Source organism: bacterium (assembly GCA_036504735.1).
Classification (GTDB): domain Bacteria; phylum Electryoneota; class RPQS01; order RPQS01; family RPQS01; genus DASXUQ01.
This window is the reverse complement of record DASXUQ010000009.1, coordinates 120,661-139,468: the sequence shown is the minus strand read 5'-3', so window position 1 is coordinate 139,468 and position 18,808 is coordinate 120,661. Positions and strand designations below refer to the sequence as shown.

Genomic DNA, 18,808 nt, shown 5'->3' with positions numbered 1-18,808 from the left:
ATGGTGACGAAACTGTCATTGAGTCGCCTATCAGAAACACTCAAGTACCCGATAGACTTGTTTATTTGTTGTTCTAGCTACGAAAGCAGATCGCTTGCAGTCGCTCAGAATCTCGATCTCGCCAAAGTAAAGTCCGCCTTCGTGGTAATGAATTCAAATCTTCTGGAGCATGTACGTGCAAGCGCGGAAGCACTGAGCGCCCTACTTCCAAATCCAAGCATTGTTGAGACTTCGACAGTGGACCCAATCATCACCGCAGACGCATTTGGAAGAATGCTAACTTCGCGACAGGTGCAATGGGAGGCTACCTGCGAGCGTCACGTAGTCGTGGACATGACCACGTTCACTCACGAAGGATTGCTGATTCTGTTGCAGGTGTTGCTGAGGCATTTTGCGGAGAACGTACATATTGATCTAGTATATACTGGGGCCACGTATAGCCCAGAGACAGACCCGTGCAGTGGATGGCTTAGCCGCGGGGTGCGACAGGTTCGATCTGTCCTTGGATACCCTGGCAAGATGATGCCAACAAATAAGACTCATTTGATTGTACTTGTTGGATACGAGGATGATCGTGCTATGTCACTCATTCAAGCCTACGAACCGGAGGTATTGTCGCTGGGGTACGGAACACCTGGCACCCACACGTCATCAGGCGATGGTGAAACAACCAATCGGCGGTTTCACGAACTGGTGAAGCAAGCATACGCTACGCATCCGGATGTTCGCGAGTTCGCATTTTCCTGTTGCGATCCGGTGGATGCACGCGATGCCATCATGCTGCAAGTGCGGCAGACCCCAAAGCATAACCATGCGATAGCCCCCATGAATACGAAGATGTCTACGTTGGGTAGTGCTCTGGTCAACTTGGCAGACGAATCTGTACAGCTGTGCTATGCACAGGCGTGGTTGTACAACTATGCAGAGTACTCACAGCCTGGCACGAATGCGTATCTGCTCGATTTGCGCAGTTTGTTTGCGTGAAGAGCTTTTGTTTCAATCTTTCATCGTTTGATGCAAGCAGAGGAGAGATCGCCCCATGACTCCCAACATGGTCGAAATCGAGAATACTAGCCGGGCAGATTGTACATCACTAAACGGCCTGCTGGGTGTGCCGCTTAAGGTCCTTGATGATGGGTTCATCCGTGTTATCGATTACATGGGATCCGATCATGCCATCGTTCAGGCTGCTCGTGTGTCCTACGGCCAAGGAACGAAACAAATTCATGAAGACCGAGGCCTGATCCGGTACTTGATGCGGCACCGGCACACGACGCCTTTTGAGATGTGCGAAATCAAGCTGCATATCCGCGTTCCGATGGATACATGGCGCCAGTGGATACGGCATCGGACTGCCAATGTGAACGAGTACTCAACCAGATATTCGATAGCCATCGACTCAGCTCATCAGACCAAACCGGATCAATGGCGGCTCCAGACATCCGACAATCGGCAAGGGAGCAAAGGAAAATTGACTGATACTATCGGCCAAACTCTTACAAATGATGAAGTGCTACTGCACCAGCATTGTCGTCAGATATATGATGCACGGATACAGGCTGGGGTGACACGTGAGCAGGCGCGGAAAGATCTGCCGTTGTCAACCTACACCGAGGCCTACTGGAAGATTGATCTTCATAACCTGCTTCACTTTCTCCACCTGCGGATGGACTCACACGCTCAAATAGAAATCCGGCAATACGCGGACATTATCGGGAATGAAATAGTATCAAGATGGTGTCCGCTTACATGGGAAGCATTCCTAGACTATCGTCTTAATGCTATGATATTGGCTTCCCCGATGATAGAGCTCATCCGTGCGACCGTACAGGGCAGAATTGACAATGCAATGGAGATCGCTGTTGCGCAGGGCTGGATTGCAGCCGCAGGAGCGAACGCCAAAGTCAGCCGTGAGCGCCAAGAGGCAGAAGATATCCTTGAAAGGCTCGGGATTCTTCCTCCGTGGCGAAACAGTCACCTTTGAAAGCCACATTCCTCGGACTTTCCGTTGACGGCAAACCTACTCAAGTCACCACTAGCAACGATGTGTGCTCATAGGTAACTTGTATCGACACCTGAGTTTCGCTTCACTCCAATCTAGATTTCACATATGGCCAGAGGCATACTTCAATGAAGATAGACCAATTAGAGATTCGTGGCTTCCGCGGCGTCAGGGAATTAGTATTGGAGTTCCCGGAGCGGGTGACTGTACTTGTTGGCGTGAACGGTGTAGGCAAGTCAAGTGTGCTGGATGCAATATCGAAGATGGCTTCACGGCTTCAGGGTTGGATAACAACACAACGGAGTTCTGGGAAGCATATATCTAGCTACGATATAAATAACGATTCCAGCGAAGCGGTACTATCCCTCCAGGTCTCGCATTACGATAAACGCTATCGTTGGATTCTTGCGAAGCCTCGTCCTGGAAAGAAACCGTCTGTGTATTCTAATACCCAGGAAGCAAAAGATCTCGCTGGTGTAGTTTTGGATGGATTCCAAGCCGATCCGAACGCCAGTTTCCCTCTTATTGTTCACTATTCAGTAAATAGGAACGTGATCGACGTTCCACTGGCACCGTTGAAGAGCCAACTGAAGAACCAATTGGCAGCCTACGATGGGGCTTTGTATGGGCAAAACAACTTTCGCAGTTTCTTCCAGTGGTTCCGAACAAGGGAGGATTTGGAAAATGAAATGCTTCGCGATCAGCAAGGAGTACGTCACGGTCCCTCGGGTGGCAGAAGCTATTCTGACCGCCAACTTGATGCTGTGAGATCAGCGGTCGAGAAGATGATGCCAGGTTACAAGGGTCTTCGCGTTCGCCGTTCACCGAATCAAATGACGATTGAGAAAGCCGCGGAAACCCTGCGCGTTGATCAACTATCGGATGGCGAAAAATGCTTGTTGGCCATGGTTGGCGACATAGCACGAAGGCTTGCTACTGCCAATCCGAATATAAAGAATCCGCTTCGTAGCGAGGCCATCGTACTAATCGACGAGATCGATTTGCATTTGCATCCGGCGTGGCAGTGGACCGTGATCCCTCGGCTACGCAGTACCTTTCCTAATTGCCAATTCGTGCTATCAACACATTCACCGCAGATTCTTGGCGAGTTGCATAACACTGAAGTTAGAATCTTGAACCGGAACCCACAATCACACGAGATAGAATGCTTTTTCCCAGAGTACGCGAAAGGGCTGGATTCCAACTTGCTGCTGACACTGTTAATGCGGACAGAGGACAGGGATCCTGAAGTATCTGCGAAATTGAAACAGGTGTTCTCTCTAATTGATGAGGACAAGTTGGAGGAAGCGAAGGAATTGGTAGTACAAATCGAGAAGGAAATTGGTTACCAGATTCCAGAGACTCGACAAGCCATGTCCATGATCTTCTCGCTTGAGGGCCCACGGACTGACAAATGAGAAATATCAGCAAACAAAAGGAACCCAGAAGCCTACAAGAAATTAGAAACAAACCTGGAACAAATTACAAAAGAGATCTCAATAGCAATCCTGCGGCCAAAGAAGAACTCAGAGCCAGCCTCTTGGCAGAGCAGGGCTACTTGTGCTGCTACTGCATGTCCCGAGTTGATGAGCAGACATGCAGGATCGAGCATTGGCACTGCCAAACCAAATACGATGGTGAGAGCCTCGATTATAGAAACCTTTTGGCAGCCTGTCCAGGCGGCCAAAAACAACCATACAAGTTACAGCATTGCGATTACCGCAAAGGCGACGATGACTTACTCTACAATCCTGCAGATCCCGCCCGAGACTTTGATCAGTTGATAAGGTACATGGGCGATGGAATAGTCAGTTCGAGCCGGGCGGATTTTGACAAGGAATTGAATGATATTCTGAATTTGAATCACCCTATTCTGAAGCGCAATCGCGAGCTCCTTATCCGAAACCTCTATGCAGACTTGGATAGGCCTAAAGGGACGACTCGTACAAAAGCAGAGCTTGAAGACTTGCTACGGGATTGGCAGTCAAGAGACGCCATGGGGAAGTTGCCAGAGTACTGTGAGGTCGCAGTCTACCACCTTAAGAAGCGGCTAAAACGCGCTTGATTGCCTGCAAGGACACCTTTGCAAGAGAGCCAAGGCAGAGGGGGCACAATGAATACGAGGAGCGAAGAAGCCAGAAGATAATACCAGGCGATGCCGCAGAAACCTCTCGGAAGCTGAACATTGAGCTTGAAAGTTTCGTAGCCGGACGAAGTCCATTTCCGGATTAGTAGCGCGGCAGAATAATGGTGTCATGGAATAAGAGAGTACATGAAACTCAGGAGATTCTATGGCATCACTTTTCAAGCGACTATTGCCTGACTCTAAGACTGGAGGAAAGCGACGAGGGAAGGTTTGGTGGATTAGCTACATACAGGATGGGAGGCAGGTCCAGCGGTCACTGAAAGTGACAAGCCAGATGATCGCTGAGCAGATGAAGGCGGAGATAGAAAGCAATCTTGAACGAGGGGTGGCAGGACTGCCGCAAAGCTTTGTGGACTACTATCGAGTATATGAAGAATTCAAGCGGGCGGTGATCTTGCTGAAATCCAAAAGCCAGGCAAAGCGGATGCATCAGCAACTCAAGCCGTTCATGCTTTACCTGCAGAGTCACAAGTTCAACAACCTGGCGCGGATTGGAACGAGCCATATTGAAGCTCATCTGCAAGAGCGAAGCAAAACGCTGTCTCCGAAGAGTTGGAACGACGAGTTAAACATAATCCAGCGTTACTTCAGATTTGCGGTTGATCGGGAGTATCTAACCCACAGTCCAGCTACCCAAATTGGCCGGCAACGTGTACCAATCCATTCCGTTGAGGTCTATACCCCGATGGAGTTGGCACTCATCTTCAAGCATGCAAATAAGGGATCTGCCGATTTCTACAAGGCACTGTTGTACACAGGAATGCGAGATGGGGAAGCCAGGCACCTGCAGTGGAAAGACGTTGTGCTGACACCGGGCGGCGAGCATATCAAGATTCGCAGCAATGAGGTTCACCTTACAAAGAACCGACGAGACCGAGCGGTGCCACTCTGTCCAGCGGCAATCGCGTTGTTTCATCGGTTGAAGAACAGACGAAGGGGCGAAAGCCCTTTTGTATTTCCGGGACGTTCGGGCGGACCGCGAAGCAACAATCGCAACGCCTGGATAAGCTGCCTAAGGCGGATAGAGCGCAAGGAAGGAGTGAGGATTGCGAAGGGCGATCATATGACGGGTATGCATTTATTCAGGCACACGTACGCGACAAACGCATTGGCATCCGGCATCGACATTCGCGTGGTTCAACAGTGGCTCGGACATGCTTCCATCCTCCAAACGCAACGATACACCAATCTGCTTCCGGGACAACTTCAGGCGCAAGCCCGACGGCTGGAGATACCGATTGGAGAAGAAACCTGATTATCTGTTGCGAGCAATGCGCCGCACACCTGAAGCGTGGGCCCCAAAGTGAGTAGTCCGAGGGCCTTTGCTTTAGCTTGGTTTGAGAGCCGCAGGCTTCGTAGAGTGATAATACCGAGCCTGTCGTTCATACCGACTGAGGAATGTTCGTCAAAAGGTGAAGTACTTTCTACAGATCTCTAAGTGAAAAATTCGATAGCACAATGCGCTCTACGGTTCTTGTGCAACGCTTCCTGCAGCAACAACTCCTCCCCTCAAACCATGAACATCTGAACATGTGTTGAAATAACTTTGGAAGATATAATTAATCAACAACATAAGTTAATCAAATCCTAGTGATTCATGAAATGGGGAAATTGACACCTTACTGATAAATTACTAACTTGAAAGCATCTTTCACGATGGCCGGGGGTTCTCCCGACGCGCACCTTAGACGAGCGAAGCCCCTGTTTCAATAGGCAGAATGGTTCGCTCTTTTTGTGTTTGTCACGAAATACATCACATTATCTCCTTTCATCTTCATTGGCCGATATCATTCTCAGAGTGATTCACCTTCCCAATTGTGTGCTATCACGGATCTGGCACAAGCACGGCCTTCAGATCTTCACGCTATCTGTTCGAAACTTGACCGATAGGAATCGCAGGATACACTATGGCAATGTCTTTTGAAGCTCTTTTCGCGATTATTTTACTTGCCGTATTGCTATTTGGAAGCCTCATTGTCGGTTTTCTAAGTCGCAGAGGTATGGTCTCAGCAAAAGACTACCTATTTGCACGCGACATGACTTGGTATCATTTCGCGCTTAATACGATTGGAACTAATATTTCTGTCTCTGGAGGGCTTGTACTGACCATTGCTTATGCTTACAGATATGGCTGGTCAATCGGAATCGGAATCTTGGGATCCTTCATAATTGGGTTAATAGTATATAGACGATTCATTTCGAAGGTGCTAAAAGTCAGAGCTTTCTTCTCCGAAACAGAAAATTACAGTATCATATCATTCATATCTAACAATTATGAAGCGGACAAAGACACACGCAAACTTACTACTGTCGTGAGTGTCGCCATAATAGTAAGCTATTGGGCAACCTTTTCGGCAGAGCTTCTCGCGGTTGCGAAGATACTCGGTCCATTCTGGGCAGATGACGCATACTGGCTGATCTTGCTTGGCGGACTCATATGTGTTTTCTACACGATTATCGGCGGCTACAAGAGTGTGTTTCTCACCGATGGGATTCAGACAGGCATACTAGGAATTTCCGTGGTGTGGTTCAGCTATTCGGTATTTGCCGCTCATCCGGTTCCTGTGTCTACCCTATTTGCTGCACGCACTATTCCGATCAGCGAGAGCATTGGAGTTATCGTGCTACTGGTGGTAATTGGGGTGGCCTTCCAGATAACCGCAATGGACATGTGGGTTCGTACCCAAGCTGCTAATGCGAGCAGAAACCTCAGTGAGCCCAAATCAGGGTTAATATGGAGCGTGTTGGGTAGTATCTTCTTTCTTGGTATTCTGAGTGTCGGCTTGTTGGCGTACAACATTTTGCCAGTTCAGGCTGAGGGCTTCGAAGGAGTTCTTCCTAGTCTTATCAAGTTTACAAATGGATCCGGGCCAGCAACGCAAGGGATTATTGGCAGCTTTTTGGTGTTGATATTTGCGGTTGCACTTTCTACTGCCGACACATGTTTGATCACCGCCGCGCAGGTTGTTTACCAAGATTTTCTGCCCAGCATGAAGCCGGGGATCGAGGTGAGCATGATGCAGTCCCGACTAATTGTTGCGGTCATGGGCGTTCTCGGGGTTGCCCTTGCATTTGTGCTTCCTGGTGTTATCGAAGGCGCATTTCTATTCGCAGGCGCACAGCTGATTCTCGTACCACTCCTAATTGGCAGTGTTAAGGATGACTACAAGAGCCCCAGAGTGGCGCTCACTGCTGTTGTGGTCGGCTTAACGATAATGTTCCCAATGATAGTAATGGATCATGGTAGATGGGCGGCGATTTCACCGATAATCGCGGTATTGGTGACGGGTGGAATCTATTTCATTTTCGGCAAGCGGACACGTAAGGGTAAGTCAGTCAAGGTATTGAGTAATGCTTGACATCAGATCCGTATTGGCGGTCATGACAATCACGTTGGCAATGTTCATGGCCCTCGATGCCTTTGTGGATAGGCTGAAGGCATCTTTGGAGAGTTTTGAAGTTCACATGCAGATGCTGCAGCGCATTAGGGAACGAATCATCAATTCGGTCAAGGAGCTTCCAACACCGGTAACCACTGAATATGCAAGCCCCGGCGAAGCAGCTGCAGCGACCCTAAAAAATACTTCTCTTGTCGGACAGCTAGTGCGACACAGTGCCAACCTCATTGTGCTAGACGGAATTGCAGATTGGCGTTATTGGAAGTACCAAATTCTCGTGATGAGAACACTGCGAATCATAGGTCAACTCTTTCTCATGTTGGTCTTCGTACTAAGCATCCTCTGGATTACAGCTAGCAATCTGACATTTGTCGTGGTGAGCAATTCGACCATAGACTCAATATCCGACAGCCTCCAGGTCTTATTGGTGATCTCGATAGTCGTGTTCCTAGCGGCATTTTGTTCTTTTGTCAAATGCAGGCGGTCCGCAATGAAAAAGGACCAACTCTGCGATCCAGTATTCTACCAAAAGCTCACGGCGCAATAGTAAGGATTTGCGATTGCATAACTTTCCTGCACAACCGTCACTCCAGCTTGTTCGTCGAGCCTTCGCTCGATCTGAATTCTATCATTCAATCTATGATGGCTTGGACCTCGAAGATTCTGCGAGTTTCGAATACGCATCGTTTAGACAGTTGCCCTACATTACGCCAGGCCAAGTGCAGCAAGCATCTAGGCAACTTGTATGCGGCGATCTTTCGGATGCGCGGCGAGTCTTTCTTTCATCCAGCACTACGGGGGCGCACAAGAAACTACTCCTGTCACGAGAAGATGTCGAAGAATGGACTCTCAATCTGAGCGAAGGTCTCGCTTTATCGCGGGTCGATCAAAGTACGTACTTTATTCCAATCTTGAGCTACAGCCATAGTGGTTCAGCGGAGTTACTTGATGCTGCCGAGAGACTGGGGGTGATAACATTACCCATTTCTGTTCATGAGGCAGATTCAGTCGTGGCTCTGTTGCCATCGTTAGACACTTGTACGTTGTTTGGCATGCCGACAACATTGTTACCATTGGGCCGAAAGTACTTCGAATCCGGACTCAGCAATGTCAAATCCCTAATTGTCTGCGGCGAGCTTATCACGAATGGAACGCGAAGGTTATTGTCTCATCTTTGGAGGACCAACGACATATCCGAGCTATACGGTAGCGTAGAGACAATGATGCTTGGCTTTGGCTCACCACAGTGTGAAGGGGTCCATGCAGTTTCGCGTGGGACTTTCATCGAATTGATTAACCCGGTCACGGAGGAACCTGCAAGGGACTATGAACTCGGGGAGATCATCGTGACTACGTTCCGTGATCTCATGCCCTTAATCAGATATAAGCTTGGCGATTTGGGAGTTGTGCTACCTGACCGATGCGTGTGCGGAAGGATGGCGCCAAGGTACCGTGTATTGGGGCGTACAGATTCGGTCTTCATTGCTGGGAGTGCTATTGTGTTCCCAGTCGACATCCAGGCAATATGTGATGATCACTTTGCTATTACAGGGGAGAGGGTATGTAGGCTGATAATCGATATCACCCGATCACCGGACGAAACAGATATCTTGAACATCCACGTCGCAACGCATCTCGACCGGTTCGATATGCGCACTTTTGTTGACTACTTTCGATCATCCTTAGCGGTCGTTAACGCCGATTTCGGCCTTGCACTGAAGAACGGTGCTGTGCTTGTAAATCCGGCCTCTCTGAAGCTAAATGTGGCCGAATCACGAAAGGTCTCGTTGATGGTAAACGATGTTCGGCAACATGCTTTAATTCGGCACATTGAAGAACAGCAATACTCACAAAGGCAGATGCGCTGGGCCAGATCCAGTGTGGAGAAAGCTCGGTGATACAGTCGATAGACCTTTTAGCCAGTCCAGTACAAGCGATTTCGCAAGTACTTTATTCGCAGTATTGTGTATCGCACTTGAATCTCACAAGTATGTCTTGTCATTGAATTTGACCTGTTCAGATTGCGATTTCAAGACCCAAACTCGATGAAATAATGCCCCGTGACCAGATGATCACGGGGCTTTCTTCTAATCCAATTCAAAAGAGACAGGCTTCGTGGGATCGCGTCGAGGAAGTCCGGCACCATTCTCGTGCACGGATTTCCTTAGCCTGGTCCGTCCTTCAGCGGATCGCTTTTCGATCCAGACGTCAAGCTTCGCCTGGTCATATCGTACAGCGCCTCTCATCTTTACAACAGGAATGAATTCGAGATGCGTCCACTTTCGGATCGTGCTCAGCTTGACATTCAGGTAGACTGCCGTCTGCTTAGCAGTCAACAACGTTTTCATGGATTTCCTTTAGTTTGATGTTCGCACCGGAGATAAATGCATGAGCGCTCCATCCGCTGGCTGGCGGCCAATTTCACCAGCCAGCAACCGAGTCAACGGAAGGGCTCCCAAAGATACGGGAAGCGATAGGGTCATGGTAGGCGGGGACAAGGAACAAGTTGAGCCGCGTGGATCCATAATTTCTATTATCTTATGCCAGAACGGCGAGTGCTAACTACCCGGAAAATAGGTTACAATCAGACACGGTTGATCATATTATGTTGCCAATACGGCGTGTTGACATGTTCCTGTCAATTTAGTAGCTTATAGCACAATTACTTGCGGCCACAGATTCATCATGGCGGGCAACTTATGTGCGAGCGAATCTTCCGCTGATGAAGTGGCAGGGTTCGCTTGTCCCGTATCAAACCATTCGGGTCTGTTAGCTAAGCCTCCGCTTCGACATCGTATACTCATATGAACATTCAGGAGAAGACATGGCGCTGCTGTTAGAGCCTTCGTTAGGCCTATGCGCAAGTGTGCCTATGGCCCGATGACGTACACGAATTGCGACCGAATACATTAGTAAGATATAGTGATCACCGAAGCTCGGCTTCACTGGAACATGTACAATGCTGACTTTCGTTCACCTGTCGGATATCCATTTCACCAAGCGCTCTGACACCTCGCTTCACGACCTTGACAAGGTCCTGCGGGACAATTTGTTGCACGACGCAGTGTCGAACGCGGCGGACCTGGGCCAAGTCAGTGGCTTGCTGATTACAGGAGACATCGCTTATTCTGGGAAGGAAGCGGAATACACAAAGGCGCAGCAATGGATTGAGCATCTTAATGCGGAGCTCGGATGTTCTGACGAGCATGTGTGGACAGTTCCTGGAAATCACGACGTAGATCGCACCGTGATAGAAAGCAGCAAGACAACCCGCATTTTACACGAGCGCTTTCGAAAGCTAGCAGTGGGCGAAATTGATCAAGAATTGTGGGACGCGGCGGAAGATCATCCACTCGCTGAAGCGCTAATGTCGCCGTTGACAAATTACAACACCTTCGCAATGCAGTATTCCTGCGATATTACTGCAGACAAGCCATTTTGGGAAAAGCCATTGGTGTTACCCTGCGGAACACGAATTGTTCTTCGCGGTGGTACATCTGTCCTTATTTCGGACTCGGATGATCAAGAAAGTAACTTGATCCTGGGAAGCCTTCAGGCACAATATGAAAACGCCGCGCACACGGAGTTTGTTTTCTTGTGCCATCATCCATTAGACTGGTTTCGTGACAAAAATAGAATCGTGAGACCTACCGAATCGCGTGCTCGATTACAATTGTACGGTCATAAGCATGCGCCGGAAGTCACGCACATTAACGGTGGCCTGCGGTTGATAGCGGGAGCGACTCATCCTGATAGGCGCGAGCCAGAGTGGCTTCCCATGTACAATCTTTTGCAGATAGGACGTGTGGACGAACAGCGGCTTAGGATTCGGAGCTACGCGAGACAGTTGAACAAGACTACCCTGAAGTTTCAGCCCTATCCTGATCCAATAAGTGGCGACTTGTTCTCTGAGGCCATTTGGGAAAACGCGGCTCCCATGAGAGCTGACACTCTCCGTGCAACTAGTGATGTGATTGTGACTATTGCTCCATCTAATGAGACACCGTCGAATGATAATCCCGCGCCGACTCCTGTCGAAGTTAGCCGTGAAGGAGACATAGTGGATAACGAACGCCGTCTGACTTATCTCTTTATGTCGCTTCCTTTTCCTGACCAAATAGATATCCTGCTTGAGCTCGGCCTGCTGGAGGAATCAGATAAGCTCTTAGCAAACGCCAAGCTACTTGCGCTCGCTTTCTCGCGGGCGAAATCAAAGGGCATGCTTGCTAGATTGTGGGAAGAGACTGCGAAACGCCATGGGATTGACGCCGTAGATAATCCTTTCTCATCCAACCAAGAAGGAACCGAGGCTAATCATGCATCGTGATTTTTCTGAGTGGTACCGCATTGCATCTATCGTCCCGAATGATGACCTGCTGAAACGCAGATGGACAGGAGTCGAGAAGTGGTGCTCTCAGATTAGGGCCAGCCACAAGCTACTCTTTGACACTTTGCGCATTTTCATCGGCACGGATTTAGAGAACTCCGATACCGCGATCCAGTTCACCACCAGCATAAAAGAGTTTGATTCTGCATTTTCGCAACGAAACCGTTTTGAGATTCAAGTATTGGCCGGGAGTTCGCTTGTAAATTGTTTTTCGAGCGGTGACGATACCTGGTTACGACTCGCGTCGGCGCTCGCGCTTATTTCCACCAAGCCGATCTCTCACAATGCCCCGCGCGAGGTCTATGCGGAAGTCATCACGCTTGCCCAACAATACATTGACAGTGCATCCGTAACAATTCGAGAGCGCGACAACGCCAACGTCGTACTTAAAGATGCGAGCAAGAAACTCCAACCCTTGATTGCGCAACTCGAGAAAGTCAATCCGACCGAGCAGCCAGCTGACTTTCACGCAAGCATCTTGGCCGTCGTCAAAGATCTGGACGCAAAACAGAAGGCTCTCTTGTCCTCCTATGCCCTTTTGCTCGATAACCAACTGCGAAGCGATGAAGAGTGCAATATGCTCTGGTGGTTCCAGTCAGAATACAGCCGTGATCTTAGTCGGAAGTGGACTGAGGTCGTGCCTTCTGCCATCCCGTTAGTGTCGGCCAAAGAACTCGCTGATCTGACTCACTTCTTGCCTGGCCCCAAATACGCTATTACCCTACTGAAACACGTTGCCACATCTGTACGGCCAGAGACAGCGACGATTGCGGATGCAATCAATTCTGTCCCGATTGAGACTATTGACGCATACACCGCAACGCCTGTATCCAAGCATGCCTCTGAATTGACGCCAATCTGGAATGCTATAATGAAACGGAGATCTGCTCGCGATGCTGAGACATGGTCTGCCTTTGTCAAGTCCTCGACTGGTCTGCCGACCGACATGTCCATGCCAGCCGATCAGCTTTCGGTTCAGATGTATAACGAAACTACATTGCTTAAAACACTTGCTGAGGAGAAGTAGGATATGGTCGCAGTGCCAAATTCTGATCAACCACCAAGCGCCAGTGTTCCAGACGACGTTAAGTCGAAGCCGGAGGAGGGCGTGCTCGAGTCCACTGCATCGAGCGGCTATGTTGGGTTGCTACCAGGCACCGCTCTTATTGCCTCCGAGTGCGACACAATAACTAACCGCGATAGGACGACGGTTGTAGTGTTCGCTGGAAATGTAGCAAGCGGAAAGACGACTCTGTTGACCTCGATTTACGAAGAGTTTCTCCAAGGACCGTTCGGCGGATTCGCCTTCGCAGGCTCCAAGACACTCGTTGGATACGAACGGGTATGCCACTTGAACAGATTCGCTTCTGGACTGTCTACTGCAGAGACAGAGCGCACGAAAGGATCGGATGAAGCCTACTACTACCACTTATCCCTGAAACAGCATAGTACTCAATGCGATAAATTGCAGAAGCAGGTTATCTTTGCTGTACCGTCTGGTGAGTTGTATGAACTCGCATGTGATTCCGCTGATGATTGCAGAGCGCTTGTGTTTCTGAGACGAGCCGATGTACTCGCGATTCTCATCAACGGGGAGAAGCTCTCCAATGCTGACACGCGTGCATATGAACTTGACTCTGCTATCCAAATGTTGCGTAGCTTTCTCGATGCTAACATGATAGGGACCAGTACCCGAGTAGAGTACCTCATATCGAAGTATGATTGTATTCGGCGCGGGGGACAAGATGCGGAAGATTTCGCTAATATGACCAAGAAGAGACTCAATGTAGCATTCTCCTCGCTCCTGCCGACGCTTAAGGTTCGTGAGGTGGCTGCTCGGCCCGTTGGCGAGGACTTGCCTTTAGCGTATGGGGTTGAAGAGGCATTCATAGACTGGCTTGCGGTGCCGTCTGCAATTACCATAACTGAATCCGAAAGCGTGGTTTCAAGGGTACAAAATGCGCGCGAGATTGCGCGATTCCGATAGTCTGAATACAACATCAACGGAGAACGCAAGTGACCGAAGTTCCACAACTACATGCACTCCTGATTGGACTCCCTAAGACCGGAAAGACAACATTTCTTGCTGGATTATGGCACATAGTGCAGGACAATAGTACAGAGTCGTTGCTGGAACTATCGGGTCTCGAGGGTGATCGGACATATCTAAACCGGATACACAAGAGTTGGCTTTCCTGTAGTGAGATCGGAAGGACCAACTTGAACGACATGCAGACCGTGAAATTATCTTTGAATGATAAGAACGGTCGGCACATTCAGGTCATAATCCCTGACCATTTCGGCGAGGTCTTTCAACTTCAACTAAGCGAGAGACGATGGTCTCCTGAGTACGAGGCTATGGCTCAATCCGCAGACGGGATTCTACTTTTCGTCCATCCTGGCAAGTTGAACTTAGGTCCAAGATTAGATATTGCCAACATCCTGGCAATCACCATTAAGGAAGCGAACGACACATCGTCAGCCGAAGGAAACAATGACGACAAGCCAAAGCCATGGACATATGACGATATGCCGACCCAAGTTGGCTACGTGGAGTTGTTGCAGTTCTTGTTAGAACGCCGTGGTTCTGACAAAGGGTTGAATACAGTCGTCATCATTTCTGCGTGGGACCTAATCCCACAAGGCAATCCGGATGAGGTCCTGCGCACCTACTTACCCTTATTGCACCAATTTCTCGAATCGAACAACGACATCATCAACTACAGTGTCGTTGGGGTAAGCGCCCAAGGTGGCGATTTGAAACGAGACCACACCAAGTTGGTGGAAACAATGTCTGCGTCGGATCGGATACAAGTGGAAGGGCTTAACTGTCCTCCGCATGACATTACTGCACCAATATCTTGGCTATTAGATCAACAAGGGTAGTACGTGGAGAATTTTGTCATTCATCAATTCGTCCACGGCTATCGTGAAGGACATCGTCTACTCCAAGCGTCGACGAGCATCGACTCAGAGGTGAACCGAATACTTCTGGTTATGAGTGACATGTCGGGTCCCTCTATGGAGCCAGGATTCGAGCAATACGTTACTGCTTATCCGCTACCCAACGGAAAGCAATATGTTTTGGCTAAGACTTGGTATGCAAGCGAAATGCGCAGACCAGGCTGTGTGTGGACTCACTCTCTCCTTCTCGATAACTCGGCACTTCGTGGTATCTCAAGCCGACAATTCATCACGCGACTGTTTAGCAGACCTACCATGGAGAGCGTAGCGTCTGGTCCAAGCCTGGAGCCGTTGACAAGCTGTAAGCCTTGGACTGGCACCAACGATGACGATTTTCTGACGGATGAGGAAAGTGCGGTAGACTGCATTATCAAGTCGATTTACTCAGAGAGCAGTAGCCCTGTCCTAATTTTGGGTGACAATGCCGAACAATTTGAAGGTCTTCTATTCGCTCTTTGGTTGCAGCAGTGGCCAAACCTCAGATCGAGATTCGGCTTCTGCAGCGGTGCACTTAGCCCGCGCGCTGTCCTAGAAAAGACCATTGACGTGCAAGTCGTCCCCCGAACAACTTCGCTTTCCTTGCAGCGAAGATTGTCAAGTGGGGCGGCGGTTATTGATCCGCGCCGTATAGGAACTTCCCACGAAAGAAGCGATTGGGTGGCAGTTCTCCGAAGAGACCTTACGGATCACTCGCCTATGTCGTTTCGCTATTGGGTCGATAGCTGGATCACGAGTGAGTCTTCACGCAACCTGATGCCTTCAGTGGCTACAATTTTCGGCGACTGGACAGACACTGCGTCTACGGATCCGATCCATTTACTTCGCACAATATCACGCAGCCTATCGCCCGAAACGATACGATCAAAGTCGTTGTCAAAGCTCCTTGACCAAGTATTTAGCCGCTATCAATCACAAACGGACTCCGACGGAGTTACTCCTATTCTTAGAGCGCTGGCGTCTATCGACGAATTGGCTCTATTCAGCTTCTGTATTCCAGAGATCGAGGAAGAGATCAGTCGTTTGTACGATGCAGGCAAAAGCCAAGTACTGGACTTGCTAACTGATTTGTTGAAGGCTGATCTCGAACCACTCGGGGAGGAGATCGTGACGAGAATTCTGGCCCACGTTGATGTCCAAGATGCCTTACAGATTGTCAATACCCATCCCGAGCTTACGGCCACATTGGTAAAAGCAAATCGCCTTCTTGCCTGCTCGCCGTGGCTTTGGAGCGGGGTCGGGCCTCGAAAACGGGAACTTCTGTCCGAGTTGGTCGAAGACATGAGGCAGGATAAGGATTATGCACGTCAATTAGTAGCAAGTATCCTTACCTCACCCGCCGAGGATGTCGCAGATATCCTATGCTCTGACTTGGGCGGGGTCGCCGTACCACTAATTCTCGACGCAATTCGGGAAAAGCGGATGGAATGTACATGGATATGGAGGCAGGCGCTTCAAGGGCAACAAGTTCCGATTCTGGAATGGGTCGAGAAGCAATCTTCGATTGACGACTCTGCAATGATGGTCGCAGCGCGTGTGCTGGATCCTCGTGATAAACTGACCGCCAAGAGAACTTCTCCAGTTTGGAAAACGTACCTTGCTACTGTCGGCGAGAATCGACCGCACAATCCGCGTATCGCAGCGTTTGGTTTGGCCCTCGGTCTCGCATTACCAACATTCAGCAATCTACTGAGCGGGTTCTTTCAGGATGTGTTTGATGCGTTATGGGACGATGCTCATGAATTTGAGGTTTGGGCGTGGGTTGAGAGATACGCCCCAGTTCGCCATAGGTGGAAGGATTGGGATAAGTGCGAGCGTATTACGGCAGCCGTCAGCACTCGATTGTTGCAGGCGCAGTCTCCAGACACAGAATTCTTTGCCACTATACGTAGTCTCAACGCACTGGAGCACGCTGCAAACGTGATTTCCCATGAGCGAACGGGCAAGGCGTATCTGAAATCTTTGAGGTCGGCTCTCAGAAACACTGCTTCGGACAATTTGTCCGACGAACGCCAGGCGATTCTGCGCAGATACTTATGACGAACTTGCTAAAAAGTGTTGTCTAACTGCGAATGTGACACACATGACCTGGTAGCAATGGTAGCGATTATGATGGAGAAGTGGATTTGCAAATGTAGAATCTTCTCCTCTTCGCGCAAGTACTACTCTTGAACACACTGGATCTAGCTTTGATTCGGCATCTTGTTCGTCGTCAGCACGGGACAGTTGACCCAGTTGCATTACCGGATAGCTGGAGGGCGTACGTAATGTCGGTCTATCCAGCGCCAGGGGAATGGTCCATTGTGTGGAGTTAATGGAAAAGCCGGTATCGCTACCGGCTTTACTCATTTATTGGATTGTAGAAATCAGTGTGTTGTAAGATCGAAGAGATCTACGTGCTGCTTCAAGCCATTGAATTGATCGTAGCGAAGTAATTTCTCCTTTTGCAGCCGACCTACAACGATGCCGGGAGCGATGCCAAGTTTCACTGAGAAGCTGTTGATAGACTTGCCGGTGAAAGAAGCGTTGCTGGCCAAGAAGCTTTTCCACTGATCCCGTGGTATCAAAGCATCACTAGCGAACGCGTTGGCTTCGTTCTCTTCCTTGGTATGTTCCTGTGCACCTACAGAATCAATAAAGGTCTCTGTCTTGCCGTGAAGAAGAATGTGTCCTGCTTCATGATAGAAGCTGAACCAGAACTGGTCATTGGTCTTGCCACGGAAGCTTAACTGGATCATCGCTCGTTGAGGATTCACCCAGCGCGCAGCCCCATACATGTGAAGTCCAGGCAGACTTGGAACTGTTAGCAGCGCAACACCGGCGTCAGCGCAGAGAGCTCTTAAAACAGGCCATGATTCGGACAATGGGTTGCGAGACAAATTGCGCGCCTCGTTCAACGCAGCTTTGAACTTGGTCGCACTAAACTGACTGCATACCAGGCGTTGTGCCTCAGAGTAACCTTTCCACGCCCAGGCAGCTACAGATCCTTTGTCTGCCTTCAATGCCTGCGACTGTCGAAACGCCGTATTGGTACCAAGAACCCTGTCCCACGACCACTGCTCTTCGGATGCAATGCCGAAGAAGTCCAGCAATGAACGCACTCGGTCAATCTGATCAGAGGTCTTGGGCAGCCATTCAAGCCGGATCATGGCGGCAATCGGGAACTGCGCCACCCATTTCGTGTAGGTCACTATACGCTGTTCGATCATTTCACGTTCACGCTGTCGTTCAACAGATGCTTGATAATTCTGCTCAAGGTTCAGCCAGAAATGGCTCGAAACTCCAAGGACACGTTCCAAGCGCAGTGCTGTCTCGGGAGTGATACTGGCTTTGCCGCTGATGATACTATTAATATGCTTCGGCGTGAACCCCGTTCGACGCGCTACTTCAACTTGAGGAATTCCCAATGATTCGATAGTCTCCAAGAGCGTGGCGCCGGGCAACGTGACTTCGATGGGATGGTATTGGTTCAGGCTATGATCAATCATGATAATCAACTACCTCCAGAATGCGAATCGTCTTTACCTTTTTCAGGTCCAAGTTGCCGCGCACGTCGTTGAGATCATTCGGACTTCCAACCGGCTCGAACACCAGTCGAAAGGGGTGTATGATGTCAACGGCGAACTGCCCGGACCGGTTTCCCTTCAAGGGGTGTAAGCGTGCCGCTGGCAGCATCGCGATGTCTTTGAGCGAAACCGCAGCACGGAATTCGTCCAGGCGCTGACGAATCTTGGCTCCTCGTTGACCCCATGCCTTCGAGGCTAATAGGGGATCGGAGCAACTCTTCAGCATCTTCTTATCGGCAAACTGAATATTCAACTTGAATGCACTTATTAACCAAAGTGGTTAATAAGTTACGAAACAAGACCCGCAAAGTCAAGCGTAAGTTGTGCCTCGAAGTTGATTTCAATGCG

General features: G+C 49.5%; 14 protein-coding genes. 12 read left to right on the top strand and 2 right to left on the bottom strand.

The features are described 5' to 3' along the window. The 12 genes from VGL38_08075 (at position 1) to VGL38_08020 (ending at position 16,934) form a co-directional block, all read left to right on the top strand. Positions 1-984 (top strand): hypothetical protein, encoded by a 984-nt coding sequence (locus VGL38_08075; protein ID HEY3295381.1) that lies wholly within the window; start codon positions 1-3, stop codon positions 982-984. A gap of 55 nt (positions 985-1,039) precedes the next feature. After that, on the top strand, positions 1,040-1,984 hold the full coding sequence (thyX, locus tag VGL38_08070) for an FAD-dependent thymidylate synthase (GenBank protein HEY3295380.1): 945 nt from the start codon (positions 1,040-1,042) through the stop codon (positions 1,982-1,984). Positions 1,985-2,130: 146 nt separating this feature from the next. Further along, positions 2,131-3,420 (top strand): AAA family ATPase, encoded by a 1,290-nt coding sequence (locus tag VGL38_08065; GenBank protein HEY3295379.1) that lies wholly within the window; start codon positions 2,131-2,133, stop codon positions 3,418-3,420. Next, complete coding sequence (locus tag VGL38_08060) at positions 3,417-4,067, top strand: retron system putative HNH endonuclease (protein ID HEY3295378.1); 651 nt, start codon at positions 3,417-3,419, stop codon at positions 4,065-4,067. The genes VGL38_08065 and VGL38_08060 overlap by 4 nt, the downstream gene beginning before the upstream one ends. A 226-nt stretch (positions 4,068-4,293) precedes the next feature. Further along, positions 4,294-5,403: a site-specific integrase gene (locus VGL38_08055; GenBank protein HEY3295377.1), complete on the top strand. Its 1,110-nt coding sequence runs from the start codon at positions 4,294-4,296 to the stop codon at positions 5,401-5,403. A 652-nt stretch (positions 5,404-6,055) separates the two neighbouring features. Beyond that, positions 6,056-7,507: a hypothetical protein gene (locus tag VGL38_08050; protein ID HEY3295376.1), complete on the top strand. Its 1,452-nt coding sequence runs from the start codon at positions 6,056-6,058 to the stop codon at positions 7,505-7,507. Continuing rightward, the gene (locus tag VGL38_08045; GenBank protein HEY3295375.1) at positions 7,500-8,093 is read left to right on the top strand and encodes a hypothetical protein; all 594 of its coding nucleotides are present in this window, start codon (positions 7,500-7,502) and stop codon (positions 8,091-8,093) included. Before VGL38_08050 ends, VGL38_08045 begins: the two co-directional genes overlap by 8 nt. A 2,412-nt stretch (positions 8,094-10,505) precedes the next feature. Continuing rightward, positions 10,506-11,873: a metallophosphoesterase gene (locus tag VGL38_08040; GenBank protein ID HEY3295374.1), complete on the top strand. Its 1,368-nt coding sequence runs from the start codon at positions 10,506-10,508 to the stop codon at positions 11,871-11,873. Continuing rightward, positions 11,863-12,960, top strand: coding sequence for a GTPase-associated system all-helical protein GASH (locus VGL38_08035; GenBank protein HEY3295373.1), 1,098 nt, complete (start codon positions 11,863-11,865; stop codon positions 12,958-12,960). The genes VGL38_08040 and VGL38_08035 overlap by 11 nt, the downstream gene beginning before the upstream one ends. A 3-nt stretch (positions 12,961-12,963) precedes the next feature. Beyond that, complete coding sequence (locus VGL38_08030; GenBank protein ID HEY3295372.1) at positions 12,964-13,920, top strand: hypothetical protein; 957 nt, start codon at positions 12,964-12,966, stop codon at positions 13,918-13,920. 29 nt (positions 13,921-13,949) lie between these two features. After that, positions 13,950-14,819, top strand: coding sequence for a hypothetical protein (locus VGL38_08025; GenBank protein ID HEY3295371.1), 870 nt, complete (start codon positions 13,950-13,952; stop codon positions 14,817-14,819). 774 nt (positions 14,820-15,593) lie between these two features. Then, positions 15,594-16,934 carry a hypothetical protein gene (locus VGL38_08020; GenBank protein ID HEY3295370.1) on the top strand — a complete coding sequence of 447 codons (1,341 nt, stop codon included), beginning with the start codon at positions 15,594-15,596 and terminating at the stop codon, positions 16,932-16,934. Positions 16,935-17,260: 326 nt separating this feature from the next. On the opposite strand, the gene VGL38_08015 is transcribed toward VGL38_08020, so the two are convergent. Further along, positions 17,261-18,382 carry a HigA family addiction module antitoxin gene (locus VGL38_08015; GenBank protein HEY3295369.1) on the bottom strand — a complete coding sequence of 374 codons (1,122 nt, stop codon included), beginning with the start codon at positions 18,380-18,382 and terminating at the stop codon, positions 17,261-17,263. Next, complete coding sequence (locus tag VGL38_08010; protein HEY3295368.1) at positions 18,375-18,713, bottom strand: killer suppression protein HigA; 339 nt, start codon at positions 18,711-18,713, stop codon at positions 18,375-18,377. The genes VGL38_08015 and VGL38_08010 overlap by 8 nt, the downstream gene beginning before the upstream one ends. Positions 18,714-18,808 lie beyond the last annotated feature (95 nt).